Genomic DNA, 20,120 nt, shown 5'->3' with positions numbered 1-20,120 from the left:
TTATGCGAAGTCAGCTGCGAATTCGTCGAGCGCTGCTTTCACTTTATCTGCGGCTTCACCTTTGATCTTAGGATCTTCGTCGGTGATCCACTGCAGCAGGTCTGCGTGCTTACCGCGCAGGTGTGCCAGCAGAGCTGCCTCATAGCGGCCAACGTCTTTTACGTCGACTTTGTCGAGGTAGCCGTTGGTGCCTGCGAAGATAACGCAAACGATCTCAGAGTTGGTCAGCGGCGAGTATTGCGCCTGCTTCATCAGTTCTGTCAGACGTGCACCACGGTTCAGCAGCTGTTGTGTTGCCGCGTCCAGGTCGGAACCGAACTGAGCAAACGCCGCCATCTCACGGTACTGAGCCAGAGACAGTTTAACTGGACCCGCAACCGAAGACATCGCTTTGGTTTGTGCAGAGGAACCAACACGGGAAACAGACAGACCAGTGTTCACCGCTGGGCGGATACCTTGGTAGAAGAGTTCTGTTTCAAGGAAGATCTGACCGTCGGTGATGGAGATCACGTTGGTTGGAATAAACGCAGAAACGTCACCACCTTGGGTTTCGATAACTGGCAGAGCAGTCAAGGAACCGGAACCGTAGTCTTCGTTCAGCTTCGCGGAACGCTCAAGCAGACGGGAGTGAAGGTAGAAAACGTCACCTGGATACGCTTCACGGCCCGGTGGGCGACGCAGAAGCAGGGACATCTGACGATAAGCAACCGCTTGTTTGGAAAGGTCATCATAGATGATCAGAGCGTGCTTGCCGTTGTCACGGAAGTATTCCGCCATCGCAGTCGCCGCATATGGTGCGAGGAACTGCATAGGTGCTGGGTCAGACGCAGTCGCTGCCACAACGATGGAGTATTCAATCGCGCCGGACTCTTCCAGTTTCTTAACCAGCTGAGCAACTGTGGAACGCTTCTGACCAACCGCTACGTAGACGCAGTACAGTTTCTTGGACTCATCGTCGCCTGCTGCTTCGTTGTAGGATTTCTGGTTCAGGATGGTGTCCAGAGCAATCGCTGTTTTACCAGTCTGACGGTCACCAATGATAAGCTCACGCTGGCCACGGCCAACTGGGATCATCGCGTCAACGGACTTCAGGCCAGTCGCCATTGGTTCGTGAACGGATTTACGTGGAATGATGCCTGGCGCCTTAACGTCTGCAACACCGCGGTTTGCAGATTTGATCGGGCCTTTGCCATCCACTGGGTTACCCAGACCGTCAACAACGCGGCCCAGCAGTTCAGGACCCACTGGCACGTCAACGATAGAGTTGGTGCGCTTAACAGTGTCGCCTTCTTTAATGTCACGGTCGGAACCGAAGATAACAACACCGACGTTGTCGCTTTCCAGGTTCAGGGCCATGCCCATGATACCACCTGGGAATTCGACCATCTCACCGGCTTGAACGTTGTCCAGACCATAGACCCGGGCGATACCGTCACCAACGGAAAGCACGCGGCCTACCTCAGCGACTTCGGCTTCCTGACCAAAGTTCTTAATCTGGTCTTTCAGGATCGCCGAAATTTCGGCAGCTTGGATACCCATTTATCCGACCTCTTTCATTGCATTTTGAAGGGAGCTGAGCTTGGAGCGGATCGACGTGTCGATCATCTTCGAGCCCACCTTAACGACAAGACCGCCAATAAGAGACTTATCGACGGTCGCATTGATTTTTACATCCTGGCCAACACGCGCTTTCAGCGTCTTTGCCAATTTGTCCGCTTGGGTCTTGGTCAGCGCCTTGGCAGAGACGACCTCTGCTGTCACTTCGCCTTTGTCCTCAGCGATCAGAGCGCGCAGGGCGTCGATCAGCTGTGGCAGCACGAAGAGGCGACGGTTTTCAGCCATCAGACCCAGTGTGTTGGTAAGCACCGCATCTAGACCCATCTTTTTCGCAATCGCAGAGATCGCTTCGCCTTGTGCGGCGCGGGTCACAACTGGAGAGTTGATCAGATCACGAAGATCAGAGCTGTCATCCAATGCGGAGGTTAGATCATCAAGGCTTTTCTCGAGTTTCGAGACTGCCTTGGACTCTTTCGCGATCTCAAAGACCGCAGTGGCATAGCGCGCAGCGATGCCTTGCGAAATCGAAGCTGGTTCGGACACGTCCACCCTTCCGAATTTTAGGCCCCAGATTACCAAACAGGTTCGGCTTCCGAGGACGTTGCTGGTTCCGGTCAAGAACGAAACCGTAAATTTCAGCCGGGGGTGTAACAGAGCTGACCCGTGCTATCAACATTGTTCGTAAAGGCATACCGTTCCTAAAAACGCCATGTTTTTAAGGCCTTGCGGCACTTGCGACCCTTTTTCTCAGATTCCTGATAAAAAATTCACAAAGAAATAGGCAAATTTACCGATTCCTTGCGATTCAAACCATCGGAACTGGCTTCTATATTGGTGCGTTTTCCAAACCAATTCAGATTATTTGGTTTACATCATCGGCAAATGCCTAAATTGGCGCCACTTCTGGTTTCGGCGCAAGAATCTCTAACGGCTTGCGAACCGTGGCCCGAACCCCTCCAGACGGGGCATGAATACGCTTACTCGCTTCCAGCATTAACACGCCGCCCGAAATCACTGGTGAAAGCATTTTACCGGTTTTCTCGCAAAGTTTTGCAGTCTTGCGCCAGAACCGTTTGTGGCTCGGTGGCTGATAAAGCGTGGTGCGGCTGCGTTCGGGCATGAAACCGTGATGGCGCAATTGGGCCTCAAGCTGTCCCGCGGAATATGGACGACCAAATCCGAAAGGCGTGTTGTCCGAGCGGCACCACATGCCGGAACGATGCGGAACAACAAAGATCGCCCTTCCGCCGGGCCCAAGGACGCGAAACGCTTCATCCAGCAAATCTGTCGGCCGTTCGCAGTTCTCCAACCCATGCATCATGATAAGCCGATCGACGCGACCGGTTTCCAAAGGCCAAAGCGTTTCTTCCGCCAGAACTGAGACATTGGGTTGCCCCATCGGCCACGGCATCACGCCTTGCGGTGCGGGCATCAGCCCAATAACACGCCGCGCTTCGGGCAAATATGGCCTGAGGAGCGGCACAGCAAAACCAAAACCAACCATGGTTTGGCCCTTTGCCTCGGGCCACATCGTGCGCAATTCATCGCGCACCGCTTTTTGCGCCGCACGGCCCAACATGCTGCGGTAATAGAAATTCCGAAGGTCTTTTACATCGAGATGCATCGCGCCTGCTGGTTAGGTAACCCATGGTGACCCTAACATAATGGGTTTTCATGTCGATAAAACTATCATCTAATGACGAAAAGAAAGATATCGCGCTCTCTGTTACGCCTTAGATAAATGGCGGTCACAAGAGCAATAATTTGGAGGCGTTATGCCGTTGGAAATCATCACCGTCCCCTGCTTATCGGACAACTACGCTTATATCCTGCACGCGCCACTTACTGGGCTGACAGCGTTGGTGGACGCCCCAGAAGCGGGTCCGATTATCGCGGAGCTGGACAAGCGCGGCTGGACATTGGACTTCATCCTATTGACCCACCACCACGATGATCACATCGATGGTGTCCCCGAGCTACGTGCAAAATATGGAACCACGGTCATAGGAGCCGAAGCTGATGCACATCGGCTACCCGATCTTGATATGGCCGTGAAACATGGCTCGCTCTTCTCTTTGGGGAACGTAGAAGTAAAGGTCATCGACGTACCAGGCCATACGATCGGACATGTCGCGTTCTACATCCCTGCGGCCAAAGCCCTGTTCTCTGCAGACAGTCTTATGGCGCTCGGCTGCGGCCGGTTGTTTGAAGGCACACCAGCGCAGATGCTGGAGACCATGGAGGTTCTTGCCACCCTACCCGAAGACACGCTTGTCTATTCAGGCCATGAATACACCACGACAAATGCCGCGTTTGCGTTGACGGTTGACCCAAACAATGCCGACCTGCAGGCTCGGGTCGCGGACACCAAAGCCAAGCGCGACCGGGATGAGCCAACCGTTCCATCACTTTTGTCGCTGGAAAAAAAGACCAACCCGTTCATGCGTTCCTCAACAACCGGCATTCGCGCCACTTTAGGCATGGAGAACGCGTCAGATCTCGAGGTCTTCACCGAGGTCCGGTTAAAGCGGAATCAATTCTAATTTATCCAACTACCCATTGGGGTTATTGCCAAGCGGCAGCGCTTCTGTCAGGCTGGTGACATACAAGATAGTGTGTCGCCGCACCAGCGCCGCCGCTAGTCTTAAGACATTCTAATTTTTGACCATGTTACAGCCCATGTTTCAGTCGAGTCACGATTTAGATGTCAAAAGTGAGCGGAAAATGCCGAAAAGGCCTTGAAGCGGGGCGCGGTTCGACCAAACTTTAAGACTATCAGGCCATGGTCTCTTTATAGGCGCTGCAGTTCGCTAAGCCTTTAAGAAACCCCCAGTTGGAAGGAGTCCGAGCAGTGCCTTCATTTTCTAAGACCCTGGAGCAAGCGATCCACACCGCTTTGGCGGAAGCCAATGAGCGGCGTCATGAATTCGCAACGCTTGAACATTTGCTGCTAGCCCTTCTGGACGAACCGGACGCTCTGCGCGTGATGCGCGCTTGCTCTGTCGAAGTCGAAGAGCTGCGCCAAACCCTACTAGAGTTTATCGAAGAAGACCTGTCCAACTTGGTTGTCGACATTGAAGGCTCGGAAGCGGTTCCCACTGCTGCCTTCCAGCGTGTTATTCAACGCGCCGCAATCCACGTACAGTCTTCTGGCCGCACAGAAGTGACCGGCGCCAACGTTCTGGTTGCAATCTTTGCCGAGCGGGAAAGCAACGCGGTCTACTTCCTGCAAGAACAAGACATGACCCGCTATGACGCGGTGAATTACATCGCCCATGGGGTCGCCAAGGACCCCGCTTACGGCGAAAACCGATCTGTCTCTGGCGCGGATGATGAAGAAGAAGACGCCGCAACGGGCTCCGCTCAACCCGCTGGGGAAGAGAAGAAAGAAAGCGCGCTCGCGAAATACTGTGTTGATCTGAACACCAAAGCTGCAAAAGGCGATGTTGACCCGCTGATCGGCCGCGACCACGAAGTCGAGCGCTGTATCCAGGTTCTGTGCCGCCGCCGCAAGAACAACCCACTGCTGGTCGGTGATCCAGGCGTTGGTAAAACCGCGATTGCAGAAGGCCTCGCCCTGCGCATCGTGAATGGTGAAACACCAGAGGTCCTGTCTGGCACTACCATCTTCTCACTCGATATGGGCGCACTGCTTGCGGGAACCCGCTACCGTGGTGATTTTGAAGAACGCCTGAAGGCCGTTGTGACCGAGTTGGAGGACCATCCAGACTCTGTTCTGTTCATTGATGAAATCCACACAGTGATCGGTGCGGGCGCAACGTCTGGCGGCGCAATGGATGCCTCCAACCTGCTGAAACCTGCCTTGCAGGGCGGCAAGCTCCGTACCATGGGGTCGACCACCTACAAAGAGTTCCGCCAGCACTTTGAAAAAGACCGCGCCCTGTCCCGTCGCTTCCAAAAGATCGACGTGAACGAGCCGTCTGTGCCGGACACAATCAAGATCCTGAAAGGCTTGAAAGAGCATTTCGAGAACCACCACAGCGTCAAATACACCGCTGATGCGATCAAAACCGCTGTGGAACTGTCTGCGCGTTATATCAACGACCGCAAACTGCCCGACAAAGCCATCGACGTGATCGATGAAGCGGGTGCCGCTCAGCATCTGGTCGCAGCTTCCAAGCGGCGCAAAACCATCGGCACCAAAGAAATCGAAGCGGTTGTCGCGAAAATCGCGCGCATCCCGCCGAAGAACGTCTCCAAGGACGATGCAGAGGTTCTGAAAGATCTAGAGAAAACGCTGAAACGCGTGGTCTTTGGTCAAGATAATGCCATCGAGGCGCTGTCCTCAGCGATCAAACTGGCGCGTGCCGGTCTGCGTGAACCTGAAAAGCCCATCGGCAACTATCTCTTCGCCGGACCAACCGGTGTGGGTAAAACCGAGGTGGCAAAACAGCTTGCCAGCACCTTGGGTGTGGAGCTCCTGCGCTTTGACATGTCGGAATACATGGAGAAACACGCGGTTTCCCGTCTGATCGGTGCCCCTCCAGGCTATGTGGGCTTTGACCAAGGTGGTCAGCTGACCGATGGCGTTGACCAGCATCCACACTGTGTGTTGTTGCTCGATGAAATCGAGAAAGCGCACCCGGATGTGTACAACATTCTGCTGCAGGTGATGGACCACGGCTCACTGACGGATCACAACGGTCGTACCGTTGATTTCCGCAACGTGATCCTGATCATGACCTCAAACGCTGGTGCCACAGAACAAGCGAAAGCTGCGATTGGTTTCGGTCGAGATCGTCGCGAAGGCGAAGACACTGCTGCAATCGAGCGCACCTTCACGCCGGAATTCCGCAACCGTCTGGATGCGGTGATTTCCTTCGCGCCACTGGGCAAAGAGGTGATCCTGCAGGTCGTCGAAAAGTTCGTGCTGCAGCTTGAGGCTCAGTTGATGGACCGCAACGTTCATATTGAACTGACCCGCAAAGCGGCGGAATGGCTGTCTGATAAGGGCTATGACGACAAAATGGGCGCCCGTCCATTGGGTCGCGTGATCCAAGAACACATCAAGAAGCCGCTGGCGGAAGAGCTGCTCTTTGGCAAGCTCGCTAAGGGCGGCATTGTAAAAGTGACCGTCAAAGATGGTGAGCTGTTCTTGAAGCTCGACGGCCCGGACAAACCGCAGATCACGGGCAAGAAAAAGCCACCGCTGCTGACAGCGGAGTGATCCTAAACAACCTTAAAAAAAGCCCCGCAGACTGCGGGGCTTTTTCTTTGTCCCGCTCGCACAGGATCACTTCTCGGTAAACTTCAACTCGATCCGGCGGTTCTTGGCGCGGGCTTCACGGGTGCTGGCTGGATCAAGCGGTTGATATTCGCCAAAGCCGTTTGCGGATAGACGGTTTGGCGGCAACCCAAGATCGCTTGCCATAAAGCGCACAACCGACAACGCGCGTGCTTGGCTCAATTCCCAGTTATCCCTGAACTGCGCACCATTGATCAGCGGGATGTTATCTGTGTGGCCATCGACTTGAAGAACCCAGTCGATCTCGGGCGGGATCTCATCGGCCACGTCCTGCAACAACTGAGCGATACCAGCGATTTGCTGGCGCCCTGCAAAACTCAATTCCGCGCCACCCGGCGGGAAGAGGACCTCAGAGCTAAATACAAACCGGTCGCCAACAATGCGCACACCTTCGCGGTTGCCCAGAAGCGCCCGCATGCGTCCAAAGAACTCAGAACGGTATTGTTCTAGGTTTTGCGCTTCGCTGGCCAGACGCGCCGCTTCCGCTTCAAGCCGAATACGCTCTGCTTCTTCCAACTCGCGACGACGCCTTTCCTCCGCTGCCGCGCGCGCCAGCGCTGCATTCAGATCAGATCCCAATGTCGAAAGCTGCACCTGCGCGGCCGCATCCCGTGCTTTGCTATCATCCAACAAGGCCTGAAGTTCGCCGAGCTGTTGACGCAGTGCCGCCACCTGCTGGTTCAGCAGCGCCGCTTGTTTTTCGCTCTCTGTTGCTTGTGCGCGCGTATCTTCCAAAGTTTCATTGGCAATCGCCAACAATCGCGCGCGCTCTTCCGCTTCTGAGAGTTGCGCAGCCGCAGCCTGTTCGGCTGCAACTTGCGCTGCCAAGGCGGAGGCCAGCTGGCGTTCAATGTCGGCGCGATCCTGATCTGCAGCGGTCTCTGCGGCCAATCGCGCAGCCAGAGCCGCAGCCAATTGCCGCTCAACTTCTTCAAGACGCGCTTGCTGTTGCGCCGCATTGCCTTCGGTGAACTCCAGTCGCGCAGTCAAATCAGAGACCACCTCAGATAGCTGACCGCCCTCTTCTTCGGCCGCTGTCAAAGCCAACAACGCGGCTGCGAGCTTTACATCCAACCCCTCCCGCGCTTGCTCCGCAGCGGCAAGCAAAGTCAATGTCTCCTCGGCACGCTTGCGCTGTTCTTCCAAGGCAAGCGTCATAGCGGTTAGTTCCGCACTGGCGTTCTCAAGCCGTTCACGCAAACTTTCTGCTGCAGCCGCTTCCGCCAAACGCGCCAGTTCTTCTTCGGAAAGTTTTGCTTCTAAATCGTTAACCTGAGCTGCAAGTGCCGCGTTGCTTTCCGCATCAAGCAACGCTTTGGCTTCCATCTCGGCCACCATGGCCTCTAACGCTTCACGCTGTGCCGCGGCGAGCCGTGCAGCTTCAACTTGGTCGTCAATCTCAGTGCGCGCCTGCGCCAGAGCAAGGTTCAGCGCTTCTTGTTCAGTCAGCAGTTGGTCGCGTTGGCTTTCGACATCTGCCAGCGCGCCCGCCACCGTGTCGCGCTCAGAGATCAGAGCCGCGACCTGGGCTTCAAAGCTGGTGATCTGAGTCTGGGCCGTCTCCAGAGCCGCCGCTGTATCGTCGCGCTGCTGTGTCAGGGTTGCAATCAATGCGGCTTGCTGCTGTGCAAATGCTTCTGCGCTAGTCAGGGTCGCGCGCAGGGTTCCCACTTGAGTTTCGAGAGCATCACCACGATCCTGCTCAAGCCCCAACGCCTGTGCCAGCGCGGCCACTTCTAACGAAAGCTCATCCAATTTGCTTTCTTGGCCCGAAATGGTTTCCCGCAAGACGAACTGCACCACCATAAAGATGGTCAGCACAAACATCAGCACCAATAACAGGCCGGTCATCGCATCGACAAAACCAGGCCAAATCGAGGCTTGAAAACGCTGTCCTGTACGGCGGGAAAGCGCCATGGCTTAGCTCTCCTGCTTGGGGTCAGCCTTGAGCTGCTGGCGACGGCGGCGCGGTTGGCTTTGACCACCCAATTGCGTGATCGCATGGGTCAACGCCGCCAAGTCTTTGCGCAACTCTGTCATGCTGTCCTGACGACCTGCGGAAATCTCTTCCAAGATGCGCAGCATTTGAACGTCGATAGAGCGCAAGCGCATACGGCTTTCTGCATCCACATTTTCACCGTGGCCCGCTTCGCGAATGGCTGCAATCAATTGATCTTGACCATCTGCGACCCGATCAAGTGAAGCACTTCCGCCGCCCTGCCCCATCTTGTCAGTCATCAAACGCACCGCCTCTGTCAGGTCCCCGACTTGACCTTCGACACGCGCTCGGCCTGCTTCAGCTTTTGTGAACATGTCTTGGAGCTGATCCATTTGCTCCGCCATATGTTCCAGCACTTCGCCAAGAACATTGGTTTCAACCCCGTGGTCCCCATCTGAACCCGTAAAACCAACGCGGGTGATTGAGCTCAGCCATTCTTCAAGCTCGCGATAAAAGCGGTTTTGGCCATGGCTTGCGAACAGCTCAAGCAGGCCAACCACCAAAGATCCCGCAAGACCCAAAAGCGAGGATGCAAAGGCCACGCCCATGCCGTTCAGCTGACTTTCCAGACCGGTCATCAAGCGGCCAAACACCTCGATACCGCCTTCGCCTTCTTCCGGTGCAAGGCTACGGATGGTCTCAACTACCGCAGGCACCGTGGTGGCGAGGCCATAAAAAGTGCCCAACAGCCCCAAGAAGATCAGCATATTCACGATATAGCGTGTGATCTCACGCGCTTCGTCGATCCGGGTGGCGACCGAGTCCAGAATAGAGCTTGTGGAACTCGCGCTGATCTGTCCTCGCGCGCCACGAGACCGCAACAGAGAAGCCAGTGGCACCAGCAGTTGTGGCGGTTGAAGTTGTTGGTATCCTTCCGCGCTGGTCGCGAAAGCTTTGATCCAACGGGTCGAAGAAATCAGCGAGAAAACCTGCACGAAACAGGCCATAACCCCAACGACGAAGACAAAAACAATGAAGCCATTCAGATAAGGGTTGGCTTCAAAAACCGGGAAAACCCGAGGCAATGCGATGTAGGTCAAAGCTCCGGTCAATGCCAGAACGATCAACATCGAAAAAATCTGTCTTACGGGTTGCGAGAAATGCGGCTCGGCCTCTCGGTCTGGCAGCTCCATTTGGCCAGCTCCTGACGCTGTTATTATTCGCGTTCACCCTAAGGGCGCACAGGCCATGTGCCAAGGTTTATTGCAAAAACTACGCGTTTAAGAGGTGATTTCACGCACCCGTGCCGACAACCAGTCTAACTCTTCATCTTGAATGCCCAGTTCGGACAAATGCGCGGCAGTGTTGTATAGATATTCCGTGTTTGGCCCGCGCCCGCCAACGGCGGTTGAAATCACATTGGCCTGCTCTTCAAGAGACAGATGAATATACTGCACGTGGTTGGGATCAATTACATAGGTTACTGCCGTGACTTCGCGCCCATCCGCCAAGGTCAAAGGCAGCTCTTTTTCCAAATACGCCGATGACACAAGCTCGCGCTCGCGCAGTTCTGCCATAGCTGCATCTTCCGTGCCTTCTTTCACCCGCAAAGCAAGGCCATGACAATGGCCCTCGGCCGCCGCATCAAGTGCAAGGACAAGGCCCGGATGCTCTTCGCTGCCCCGGTGATGAATGGAGGACATGCAAAAGCTGCGATGCCAACCATGCAAAGTGGCAACCGCCTGTTCAGCGACGTCAAAGCCAGGGTTCCACAACAGTGACCCATATCCAAACACCCAAAGTGCCATCTGACGTTCCCATCTAGCCTAATCAATTCCGCGCGTTTAAACACCAAAGCACAGGCAAGGCAAAGGGGCCATTTCATGAGACGTATGACGATCATCGTTTTGGTGGCAGCTTTGGGGTGGTTTGCTTATTGGTTCATTGCTGCCCAAGCAGCAAAGACGGCTTATGAAGCTTGGTTTGAGGATCGCCGCAGCGAAGACTGGCAGGCAGAATACACAGAGCTGCACTTGCGCGGTTTCCCGAACCGGATCGACACGACCTTTGACAATATCCAGCTGGCCGACCCTGATACGGGGATTGCATGGTCCGCGCCGTTTTTTCAGATTTTTGCGCTGAGCTATAAGCCCAACCACCTGATCGCCGTGTGGCCGAACGAGCAGACCCTGTCATCACCGCTGCAAAAAATGCGGATTGCGAGCGACGACATGAAAGCCTCGGTGGTGTTCAATGCAAACACCAGCTTGGCGTTGAACCGCGCTAACTTCGCAACGGAAGCGCTAGAGATCACCTCGGATCTGGATTGGTCGATCTTCGCGCAATCCTTGCTGGTTGCCTTGGCTCAGGACGAAAACGACGACGCGCTCTATCAGTTTGCGTTGCAAGGTCAGGGCGTTGCACCACCGCAAGCCCTACGCACCGCAGCCCTGCCTGAAACCATGAGCGCGCTTGATGTGGATGCCTCTGTTGGATTTGACCGCCCTTGGGATATCCACGCGCTTAACGACCGCCGCCCTCAGCCAAAGTCTATCACCATCCGCAACGCAAAAGCCCAATGGGGCCCGATGCTGATCCAAGCGGTGGGTGAGATGACCACCGATGAGAACCAGTTCCTGAAAGGAGAGCTGACTCTGCGGGCGGAAGAATGGCAGGCCATGATCGATATTGCGCGCGACTCTGGTCAGATCGATCCACTTCTGATCGACGGTGCTCAGCAGATCATGCGACTGTTTTCATCCCTGTCTGGTCCGGGTGAAAACATCGACCTGACGCTCACCTTTAGAGATGGCCGCACGTTTGCAGGCTTCCTGCCCATTGGTATCGCGCCACAACTGGTTCTTCGTTAAGGCGGAGCTTAACGGCAGTAAGGGCCGCCACGATGTTTGGCGATGTCGAAGTGGAAGTGATCTCTGTGCGCGCGGTCTGAGTTAGGCCCCAAAACCGTGCCAAACGGGCCGCAGGCGGACCGGTGCATCTTCTTCAGAATGCGGCCGTATTTCCCTTTGCCCCAGTCGTTCAGGACTGAGATTTGATCACCGTTCTTGAGATGAAACCTTGAGAAATCAATCGCTCGGCCTTTGCCATGCTCGGAAATCTTAGCCCCCGGGCGATGGTTCCGCGTGCGGCAAGAATAGCCCGCAGCAACGCCAAGCTTAACGACACCGCCGCCGGTGCGTCCAACGGCAGGCTCCATGCCCCTTTCGACCCAAGATTTCAGCGCCCGGGCGGCATCACATTCCATGACTGCTGGCGTGGAAAGCGCTATTCCATTGACTGAATAAAGCTTTACCGCATCCCGCACGCCGCAGCCCGCCAGTTTACCCGGAACACGGCCAACGAGCGTGCCTTGCAAGTCGCGATCTTTGCAGATCCGTCCGACTTTGGTGCTGCTCGCGTTTCGTGCGACACCTTTGACGCCAGGCAGTTTTTTTCTAGGTGCAGACACGTTCGCAAAGGTTTGCGGACGGATCACCGGGCGAAGGCTTCGCGCTGGCGCAAAACTTGGAAGAGCGACAGGGAAAACATCTTGCCGCGCCACCGGACGAAGCGATCGATAAGGCGCGTTGGCTTCGGCAACAGTGGTTGCCACGAGGATCAAGGCAAGAACCGAAGCCGCAAACCGCATCAGCTGGCCGATCCGCGCCCAAAGTCCGGCGCATCCGTGTCTTGGCCCGCTTCAATAATGCCACGGCGAATGGCACGGGTCCGGGTGAAATAGTCGTGCAAATGATCACCATCCCCCTGACGAATGGCCCGTTGCAGAGCGAAAAGCTCTTCCGTGAAACGGCCAAGGATCTCAAGGGTTGCGTCTTTGTTGTTCAAAAACACATCCCGCCACATGGTTGGGTCGCTGGCGGCGATCCGGGTGAAATCACGAAAACCGGACGCGGAATATTTGATGACTTCGCTTTCAGAGACGCGGCGCAAGTCGTCCGCGACGCCCACCATCGTGTAAGCAATCAGATGCGGCGTGTGGGAGGTCACGGCCAGCACCAAATCATGGTGATCCGCTTCCATTTCATCCACATTCGAGCCCAGCCCGCGCCAGAACCGTGCCAAGTTATCCGCTGCGGTGCGATCCGTTTCAGCGTCCGTAATCAGCAGGCACCAGCGGTTATCAAACAACTCGGCAAACCCTGACTCTGGTCCCGAATGCTCTGTCCCCGCCAATGGGTGCGCTGGCACGAAATGCACGCCTGTTGGCAAATGCGGTGACACGTCGTCGATCACTTGACGTTTGACGGAACCCACATCAGTAACAGTTGCGCCGGGCTTCAAAGCTGGTGCGATGTCTTTGGCGACCGCCCCCATGACGCCAACAGGGACGCAAAGCACAACCAAATCTGCGTCTTTTACGGCCTCTTGCGCGCTGTCAAAAACCTGATCACACAATCCAATCTTGCGCGCCGTGTCGCGGGTTTCTTGCGAACGCGCATAGCCCGTGACTTCGCCAGCCAATCCGGCGCGTTTCATCCCCCAGAACATGGAAGACGCAATCAAACCCAAACCAATCAGGGCAACACGGCCATAAATCGGCTGGTCCGCAGCGCTCATGCTTTCTGTTCCTTAAAGCTCTTCACGGCGTAAGCTACACGACGACAGCCCGCCTCGTCACCGACAGTGATGCGCAAGCAATTGGGCAGGCCATAACCCGCCACTTTCCGAACAATGACGCCTTCCTTGCGAAGGAACGCATCACACGCATTTGCTTCATCTTCAGAGGCAAACCGCGCCAGAATAAAGTTGGCACAAGATGTATCAGACGGCACGCCAAGTTCCGCCAACGCTTCTGCCAACCACGCGCGAAGCCGTGCGTTATCTGAACGGCACCGCGCCACAAATTCTGTATCACGCACTGCAGCTTCAGCCACTTCCATCTGCATATTGGACAGGTTGAACGGCTGGCGCACGCGATTGAGCACATCAATCAGCTCTTTCGGTCCATAACCCCAACCGACCCGCAAGCCACCTAGCCCGTAGATCTTTGAAAACGTGCGCGTCATGATCACGTTGTCACAGCTATCCACCAGCCCAGCACCGCCATCAAAGCCTTCGACATATTCGGTGTAAGCCCCGTCATGGACCAGAAGGCAGCCCTCGGGCAGACCTTTGGCCAGTCGCGCCATCTCATTGCCACCGATCATGGTACCCGTTGGGTTTGCAGGGTTCGCAATGAACACGATCTTTGTTTTATCCGTGCACGCGTTCAGGATCGCATCGACATCCACCACGCGCTCGCGTTCAGCCACCTTCACCGGCGTCGCCCCGCACGCGTGCGCTAGGATCGGATACATGGAAAACCCGTGCTCGGTGTAGATGATCTCATCCCCCGGTCCGGCAAAGGACTGAGAGATAAACTGCAAAACTTCGTCAGAGCCAACACCACAGATGATCTGATCCGCATTGAGCCCGTGAACTTCGCCAATCGCCCCACGGAGCGCCGCGTGATCAGTTCCCGGATAGCGATGCATGTTCTGGCCAGCCTTGCGGAAGGCTTCTTTGGCAGCATCCCCTGCCCCGTATGGGTTTTCATTGGCGGACAGCTTCACAATATCGCTGACGCCCTCAATGGTTGCCTCACCGCTTTGGTACAAGGCAATTTCCATAATCCCCGGCTGAACGTCGATCTTCGTCATCTTGGCCCCTTTGCTTCGCTCTTGTTCTAGAGCCTCCGCCGGTGGGAGGAAATGGCAATTCGTCGCATAGCACCCCGGGATACGCCAGTTTGCGGCAAAGATAATACACATCGGGGCCGCCATCCGAATTGCGCAAACTGTCTGATCCAAGCACTTCTCTGTCCGCTGCACGCAAGATCGCCAGGTTTCAGGCCGCTACCTTGCACGCAACAAAGGAGAGACCATGGAGTTACACGAACGCTATACCCTCGCCGCTCCAAGATGGCGCGGCATGTTGGAAACCCACGGCTTCCCCGCTGCCTACAGTCACTTGGCAAAGCACGCACCAATGGACAGAGCGCGACATCTGATCGATGTCGGTGCCGGCAGTGGTGCGTTTTCCAAAGCCTATTGCGAGCTGCGTCAAAACCCATTGGAGCATATCTTGCTCGATCAGTCTCAGGCGATGCTGGACCAAGCGGCATCGGATCACCCCAGGGCCAAAACCATTTGCCAGGATTTCCAAGCACTAGAGCAAGACAATCACTATGACATGGTCCTCTGCGCCCATGTGATCGAGCATTGTCCCGGCCCGATAGAAGCATTGGGGCATATTGCGAGGATCACCGCCCCCGGCGGGTGCATTCTATTGGCCGTTTCAAAGCCACATCTCTGCCAGTTCTTCATTTGGCTGAAATGGCGCCATCGCTGGTTCTCAGAGTCAAAAATAAAAGACATAGGGGCGAATGCCGGGCTCGTTCATTGCGCCACAGTCCCATTCCCTTTGGGCGTCCCAGCGCGGGTGTCTCAAGGCTATGTCTTCCAAAAACCGAAAGGATCACTTGCATGCTGATCGCTCATGTCACCATTCAAACCGCAGCAATAGACTTAGAAGACGCGCTTGATGTTTTGCTGTCAGCCGCGCCCGACGTGTACGCGATGCAAGGGTGTCGGATATACCAACCCTTCATCAATCCGCAGACGGATGGCCAAATCATGCTGGTCCAAGAATGGGAAACGACAGACAGCTTTCAGCAGTACCTGGCTTCAAGCAGCTTTAATGACAGCGGCGCAAAACTTGCACCGCTCATGACCGCGGCTCCGATTTCCAAACGCTTTCAAGCAGACCCCATCGCGGATTGATCCGAAACGGGCTAAGCTATCACCATGACATTGCCCGCTGCTTATGCCTTTGTGAAAGACTTTGACCCAGAGCCATCCAAGACCCTGGTCATGGATCGCCACTACCTGCTCTATGCGTCTAAAGGCAGCATGCGGCTTGAGGCCGAAGGGCGCGGTTGGACCCTGCCCCCAGCGCGCGCGGCGCTCATTTGCGCTGGCCGCGAAATCACGGTCACCATGCCTCAGCAACTGTCAGCTTGCTCGGTTCTATTCGACACCGAATTCGTCGATGAACCAAAGACGAGCCTATCGGTATTTGAGATGACTCCCTTGGCAAAAGAGCTGGTCTTGGCCTGCCGCGACTATGGCCCGGACAGCCAGTTGGACGACTACGGTTTGCACTTGTTTAAGCTGCTCGCCGCGAATGTATGGAAGCTGGCTGAAAGCCCTTCCCCCGCAGTTCTGCCCACAGGCCAATCTGACGCGGTCCGCAAGGCATTGGCCTTGACCGAAGCCCGATTAACCGCTGACCCAAACTTTGAGGAAATCGCCAACGCTGTTGCCATGAGTTCACGAACGCTAGCGCGCAGGTTTTCCGACGAATTGGGCATGACTTGGCGACAGGCTCTGCGTCGTCTGCGCATGAACAAAGCCATCGAGGCCCTTGCAGACCCACAACGAGGCATCACCGAAATCGCCTTTTCCGTCGGCTATAACTCATTGTCCGCATTCAATACGGCATTCCGGGACTTCACAGGCATGACACCGACGCAATTCCGATCCAGTTTCTAGCGCCCCTAAGCCGCTGACGGTCATCCTCTGCCCAGAACCGCGCCAAAACCGCGCATTTTGGCCGGAATTTGGGTAATTTGGACTGACCGAATGTTCCAAGCTTCCGTATTGTCTCTATATAGGTCGAGGGATCACGCGACAGGGAAATCATGGAAAAAACACTTTCAAGAATTCAGCAATTTATGCAGATGGAAGCCAGCGCCGGGCTTGTGTTGATGGGGGTCGCCGTCTTGGCGATGCTCTTTGCAAACACCGGGCTTGCAGAGCTTTATACATCTGTTTTGGACACCAATATCCGCGTTGGCATTGGGACCTTTGAAATCTCAAAACCCGCGCTTTTGTGGATCAACGATGGCCTCATGGCGATCTTCTTCTTTTTGATCGGGCTAGAGATCAAACGAGAGGTGTTGCTTGGCGAGCTTTCCAGCTTTGACAAAGCCATCCTGCCCATAATGGCCGCGATCGGCGGCATGGCGGTTCCGGGCCTTGTGTATGTCATGATCAACCTTGGCACACCTGAAAACCTGAACGGCTGGGCGATCCCTGCTGCGACGGACATCGCCTTTGCCTTGGGGGTTTTGGCGCTGTTAGGCAGCCGAGCACCTGTCGCATTGAAAGTCTTCCTGCTGGCGGTTGCCATCATCGATGACCTTGGCGCGATCATCATTATCGCCCTGTTTTATACGTCTGAGCTTTCGACGAACGCGCTGACCTTCTCAATGCTCGGCTTCGCAGGTGCAGTCGTCCTGAACCGAATGGGCATTCAGCGGATCGCCCCCTACATAATCATTGGCGTGATCATGTGGGTGTTCGTTCTCAAGTCAGGCGTACACGCGACACTTGCCGGGGTGCTCATCGCCCTGACCATTCCGCTGAAGGAAAAGAACGGCGAAAAAGCTCTGCTGTATAAGGTCGAGCACGCATTGCACCCTTGGGTCGCCTATATGATCTTGCCGATCTTTGCCTTCGCCAACGCGGGCGTCAGCCTTTCCGGTCTGTCTGTGAGCGACCTCACGCAGCCGCTGACTCTGGGTATCGCCGCTGGCCTGTTCCTTGGCAAACAAATGGGCGTTGTCGCGCTGACATTCATCGGCGTCAAAAGCGGCATTGCGAAATTGCCCGATGGGATCAATTGGTTTCACCTCTACGGTGTCGCTTGCCTGACTGGGATCGGCTTCACCATGAGCTTGTTTGTTGGCTCGCTTGCCTTTGGTGCCGACGAGACCATGAACGCGGTCCGCTTGGGTGTGATCTTTGGGTCTGTCCTGTCTGGACTGCTGGGCTTTGCGGTACTTCGCAGCATGAAGGCGACGCCGGCGACTGACTAGTTCGGTTGATCTAATTAAGCTTTGCCTTTCTCCTTAATTGGAGGAAGGCGCCGCTAAAACAAAACACCGATACTAGCATCGGCCAGCTCATATTCAGTGAAGCCCAAAAACCGCTCTGCGGACTTTTTTGCCGTTCGTTTGTAGACCTCAATCTCGAGCAATTGCTGTCGCCTCAATTGAGAGCAATAACCCCATGGGAAGGTCCACGATGGGAGTGGAACGCGCGGGTGGATCAATGGGGAAATACTCGCCAAAAAGGTCATTGAGGGCGGCGCGTTCTTCAGCGTCGCCCAGCCAAGTGATAACTTTCACCACGTCGTTCATCGAAGAACCAGAGCACTCGAGACATGTCTTAAGGTTCTCAAAAGCCTGCCTTGCCTGACTTTCGAAGTCTTCGCCTGCCTTGGCTCCTGACTTCGGAATAATGCCAGCCTGACCGGATACAAAAATAAAGTCCCCCGCACGGATGGCCGTAGAATACGCGCCGTAAGGCGCCGGCATATCGGGGTGATTGATGACTTGCTTATCCAAAGCGGACCCTTTCTTGCTGTTTCGACAAAATCTACCTCGCGCTATGCTCCCGATCAACCTGAGCACCTTATTTCAATGTCCATCATGGGCTCAAAGCGGACATGCGGCAGCGCGACGAATGCAAAACTATGCACATGATTGCGCTGTCAGCTTAAAGACCAAGAAAACCCGTCTTTCATTGTTCTTCCGCCCCCAAACAAAAAAACCGCGCTGATTTCCCAGCGCGGTTTCTTCGTATTCGAATGTCGGCGAAGATTAGTTCTTCGCGTAGAATTCAACAACCAGGTTTGGTTCCATAACAACTGGGTATGGCACGTCGGACAGGCCCGGTGCGCGTACGAAAGTTGCTGTCATTTTGGAGTGGTCCGCGTCGATGTAGTCAGGCACGTCACGCTCTGGCAATTGAACCGCTTCCAGCAGAACCGCCAGTTGCTTGGAACGATCACGTACAGAGATCACGTCGCCTTCTTTAACACGGTAAGACGCGATGTTCACTTTCTTGCCGTTCACTTCCACGTGGCCGTGGTTCACGAACTGACGCGCCGCAAATACGGTTGGAACGAATTTCGCGCGGTACACAACAGCGTCCAGACGGCGCTCCAGCAGACCGATCAGGTTTTCACCAGTATCGCCTTTTACACGTTCCGCTTCGCCATAGATGCGACGGAATTGTTTCTCGGTCAGGTCGCCGTAGTAACCTTTCAGCTTTTGCTTCGCGCGCAGCTGGATACCGAAGTCGGAAAGTTTGCCTTTACGGCGCTGACCGTGCTGGCCTGGGCCATATTCGCGACGGTTCAGAGGGGACTTAGGACGGCCCCAGATGTTCTCGCCCATGCGGCGATCAATTTTGTACTTGGCAGCAGTTCTCTTAGTCATCTGCTGATCTCCTTCGTTTAGGTTTTCGAAGGGCGTTGTCCTCTTCCCAGATTTGGCTGGGATGACAGGGTTCCTCTTGCGAGGTCCACCAACACCAATGAAAGGCGGCTTATAGAGGCGTTTTGCAGGGAGTCAACGCAGAAAGTGCAGCAAAACTAGTGCTAGTTTCGTTCTGGCGAACTTACTGACACTTTAAGATGGTCGATCATCACACGCACTTTCTGCGGCAGGTATTTTCGGTTTGGATAGAGCAACCAAGCAGCGGTCTCAAATTCGGTTGCGGTACAGAGATGATCAGGAAGGACATCCACCAACCGACCGGCCTCAATATCCTCGCCAACCAACCAATCCGCCAACATGGCAACACCCATGCCGGACAAAGCGGCGTTGCGCAAAACAAGAGCATTGGAAATCCGTAACAAGCCATCCACCGGGACGACGGTCTCGGCACCCTCCCCATCTTTAAATCGCCATTGGTTCGGCACACCCGGCAAAGCAAAGCGCAAGCAATTGTGCCCCATCAAGTCACGCGGGTGCGCAATCGTGCCCGCCGCCCCAAGGTAATCCGCGCTTGCCACAACCCGATAACGGGTTGCCATCAGCTTTGTGGAAATAAGGTCGCCTTTCGGGCTCGGCGAAAGGCGGATGGCAAGATCGATCCCGTGTTCTGCCAGATCCACATTGCGATCATCACTCAGCAGATCCACCGAAATTCCGGGATAGAGATCACGAAACCGCGCCAATGCGGGCACCAACACTTTCTCGCTGAACGCGACCGAAGCGGTCATCCGCAATTGCCCAGCGGGGGTTCTGACCCCTGCTGCGATTTCGTCCTGCGCTGCATCGAGTTCATCCAGCAGCGGCGCGACCCTATGCAAGTAGCGTGCGCCCTCATCTGTCAGGGCAAGACTGCGCGTTGTCCGATGAAAAAGCCGAATGCCGAGCCGCGATTCAAGCGCCGCAAGGCTGCGTGAAATCGAAGATGGGTTAACATCCATCGCCCGAGCCGCCCCGGCGATGCTCCCGTGGCTTTGAACCAAAAGCGCGGTTTTTAGATCTGAAGTCTCCAT

General features: G+C 55.3%; 19 protein-coding genes. 7 read left to right on the top strand and 12 right to left on the bottom strand.

Annotated features, from left to right (window positions below):
• The 3 genes from atpA to TA5113_RS04885 all read right to left on the bottom strand — a co-directional run bounded on the left by atpA (position 1) and on the right by TA5113_RS04885 (position 3,181).
• The gene (gene atpA, locus TA5113_RS04895; protein ID WP_058315246.1) at positions 1-1,539 is read right to left on the bottom strand and encodes a F0F1 ATP synthase subunit alpha; all 1,539 of its coding nucleotides are present in this window, start codon (positions 1,537-1,539) and stop codon (positions 1-3) included.
• On the bottom strand, positions 1,540-2,100 hold the full coding sequence (locus TA5113_RS04890; RefSeq protein WP_058315786.1) for a F0F1 ATP synthase subunit delta: 561 nt from the start codon (positions 2,098-2,100) through the stop codon (positions 1,540-1,542).
• A gap of 343 nt (positions 2,101-2,443) precedes the next feature.
• Entirely contained in the window at positions 2,444-3,181 is a 738-nt protein-coding gene (locus tag TA5113_RS04885) for a class I SAM-dependent methyltransferase (RefSeq protein WP_058315245.1), read from the bottom strand.
• Positions 3,182-3,332: 151 nt separating this feature from the next.
• Between TA5113_RS04885 and gloB the strand changes: the two genes are divergently transcribed.
• On the top strand, positions 3,333-4,100 hold the full coding sequence (gene gloB, locus TA5113_RS04880; protein WP_058315244.1) for a hydroxyacylglutathione hydrolase: 768 nt from the start codon (positions 3,333-3,335) through the stop codon (positions 4,098-4,100).
• A 308-nt stretch (positions 4,101-4,408) separates the two neighbouring features.
• The gene (gene clpA / locus TA5113_RS04875) at positions 4,409-6,745 is read left to right on the top strand and encodes an ATP-dependent Clp protease ATP-binding subunit ClpA (protein ID WP_058315243.1); all 2,337 of its coding nucleotides are present in this window, start codon (positions 4,409-4,411) and stop codon (positions 6,743-6,745) included.
• 66 nt (positions 6,746-6,811) lie between these two features.
• On the opposite strand, the gene TA5113_RS04870 is transcribed toward clpA, so the two are convergent.
• From TA5113_RS04870 to TA5113_RS04860, 3 genes are all read right to left on the bottom strand, one after another.
• Positions 6,812-8,740 (bottom strand): peptidoglycan -binding protein, encoded by a 1,929-nt coding sequence (locus TA5113_RS04870; RefSeq protein WP_058315242.1) that lies wholly within the window; start codon positions 8,738-8,740, stop codon positions 6,812-6,814.
• 3 nt (positions 8,741-8,743) lie between these two features.
• The gene (locus TA5113_RS04865; protein WP_058315241.1) at positions 8,744-9,955 is read right to left on the bottom strand and encodes a hypothetical protein; all 1,212 of its coding nucleotides are present in this window, start codon (positions 9,953-9,955) and stop codon (positions 8,744-8,746) included.
• A gap of 87 nt (positions 9,956-10,042) precedes the next feature.
• The gene (locus TA5113_RS04860) at positions 10,043-10,570 is read right to left on the bottom strand and encodes a gamma-glutamylcyclotransferase (RefSeq protein ID WP_058315240.1); all 528 of its coding nucleotides are present in this window, start codon (positions 10,568-10,570) and stop codon (positions 10,043-10,045) included.
• A 75-nt stretch (positions 10,571-10,645) separates the two neighbouring features.
• Between TA5113_RS04860 and TA5113_RS04855 the strand changes: the two genes are divergently transcribed.
• A complete protein-coding gene (locus TA5113_RS04855; RefSeq protein ID WP_082625887.1) occupies positions 10,646-11,632 on the top strand; it encodes a DUF2125 domain-containing protein in 987 nt (328 codons plus the stop codon).
• An 8-nt stretch (positions 11,633-11,640) separates the two neighbouring features.
• Here TA5113_RS04855 and TA5113_RS04850 read toward each other — a convergent pair whose 3' ends face one another.
• From TA5113_RS04850 to hisC, 3 genes are read right to left on the bottom strand one after another with little or no spacing between them, the layout of a single operon-like run.
• Positions 11,641-12,411 carry an extensin-like domain-containing protein gene (locus tag TA5113_RS04850; RefSeq protein ID WP_058315238.1) on the bottom strand — a complete coding sequence of 257 codons (771 nt, stop codon included), beginning with the start codon at positions 12,409-12,411 and terminating at the stop codon, positions 11,641-11,643.
• Complete coding sequence (locus TA5113_RS04845) at positions 12,411-13,340, bottom strand: prephenate/arogenate dehydrogenase family protein (protein ID WP_058315237.1); 930 nt, start codon at positions 13,338-13,340, stop codon at positions 12,411-12,413. The genes TA5113_RS04850 and TA5113_RS04845 overlap by 1 nt, the downstream gene beginning before the upstream one ends.
• On the bottom strand, positions 13,337-14,422 hold the full coding sequence (gene hisC, locus TA5113_RS04840; RefSeq protein WP_058315785.1) for a histidinol-phosphate transaminase: 1,086 nt from the start codon (positions 14,420-14,422) through the stop codon (positions 13,337-13,339). Before hisC ends, TA5113_RS04845 begins: the two co-directional genes overlap by 4 nt.
• Positions 14,423-14,645: 223 nt before the next feature.
• Between hisC and TA5113_RS04835 the strand changes: the two genes are divergently transcribed.
• From TA5113_RS04835 to nhaA, 4 genes are all read left to right on the top strand, one after another.
• Complete coding sequence (locus TA5113_RS04835; protein WP_058315236.1) at positions 14,646-15,254, top strand: class I SAM-dependent methyltransferase; 609 nt, start codon at positions 14,646-14,648, stop codon at positions 15,252-15,254.
• Positions 15,248-15,544, top strand: a complete 297-nt coding sequence (locus TA5113_RS04830) for a putative quinol monooxygenase (protein ID WP_058315235.1) — start codon at positions 15,248-15,250, stop codon at positions 15,542-15,544. Before TA5113_RS04835 ends, TA5113_RS04830 begins: the two co-directional genes overlap by 7 nt.
• A 24-nt stretch (positions 15,545-15,568) precedes the next feature.
• Complete coding sequence (locus TA5113_RS04825; protein WP_058315234.1) at positions 15,569-16,315, top strand: AraC family transcriptional regulator; 747 nt, start codon at positions 15,569-15,571, stop codon at positions 16,313-16,315.
• A 149-nt stretch (positions 16,316-16,464) separates the two neighbouring features.
• Complete coding sequence (nhaA, locus tag TA5113_RS04820) at positions 16,465-17,643, top strand: Na+/H+ antiporter NhaA (RefSeq protein WP_058315233.1); 1,179 nt, start codon at positions 16,465-16,467, stop codon at positions 17,641-17,643.
• Positions 17,644-17,790: 147 nt separating this feature from the next.
• Here the strand turns inward: nhaA and TA5113_RS04815 are convergent, their stop codons facing one another.
• The 3 genes from TA5113_RS04815 to TA5113_RS04805 form a co-directional block, all read right to left on the bottom strand.
• Complete coding sequence (locus tag TA5113_RS04815; protein WP_220387193.1) at positions 17,791-18,174, bottom strand: RidA family protein; 384 nt, start codon at positions 18,172-18,174, stop codon at positions 17,791-17,793.
• A 255-nt stretch (positions 18,175-18,429) separates the two neighbouring features.
• A complete protein-coding gene (gene rpsD / locus TA5113_RS04810; RefSeq protein ID WP_058315232.1) occupies positions 18,430-19,050 on the bottom strand; it encodes a 30S ribosomal protein S4 in 621 nt (206 codons plus the stop codon).
• Positions 19,051-19,211: 161 nt separating this feature from the next.
• Positions 19,212-20,120 (bottom strand): LysR family transcriptional regulator, encoded by a 909-nt coding sequence (locus TA5113_RS04805; RefSeq protein WP_058315231.1) that lies wholly within the window; start codon positions 20,118-20,120, stop codon positions 19,212-19,214.

Source organism: Cognatishimia activa (genome assembly GCF_001458335.1).
GTDB classification, from domain to species: Bacteria; Pseudomonadota; Alphaproteobacteria; order Rhodobacterales; family Rhodobacteraceae; genus Cognatishimia; species Cognatishimia activa.
The sequence above is the reverse complement of the archived record's forward strand: the minus strand, read 5'-3'. Positions and strand labels throughout refer to the sequence as shown.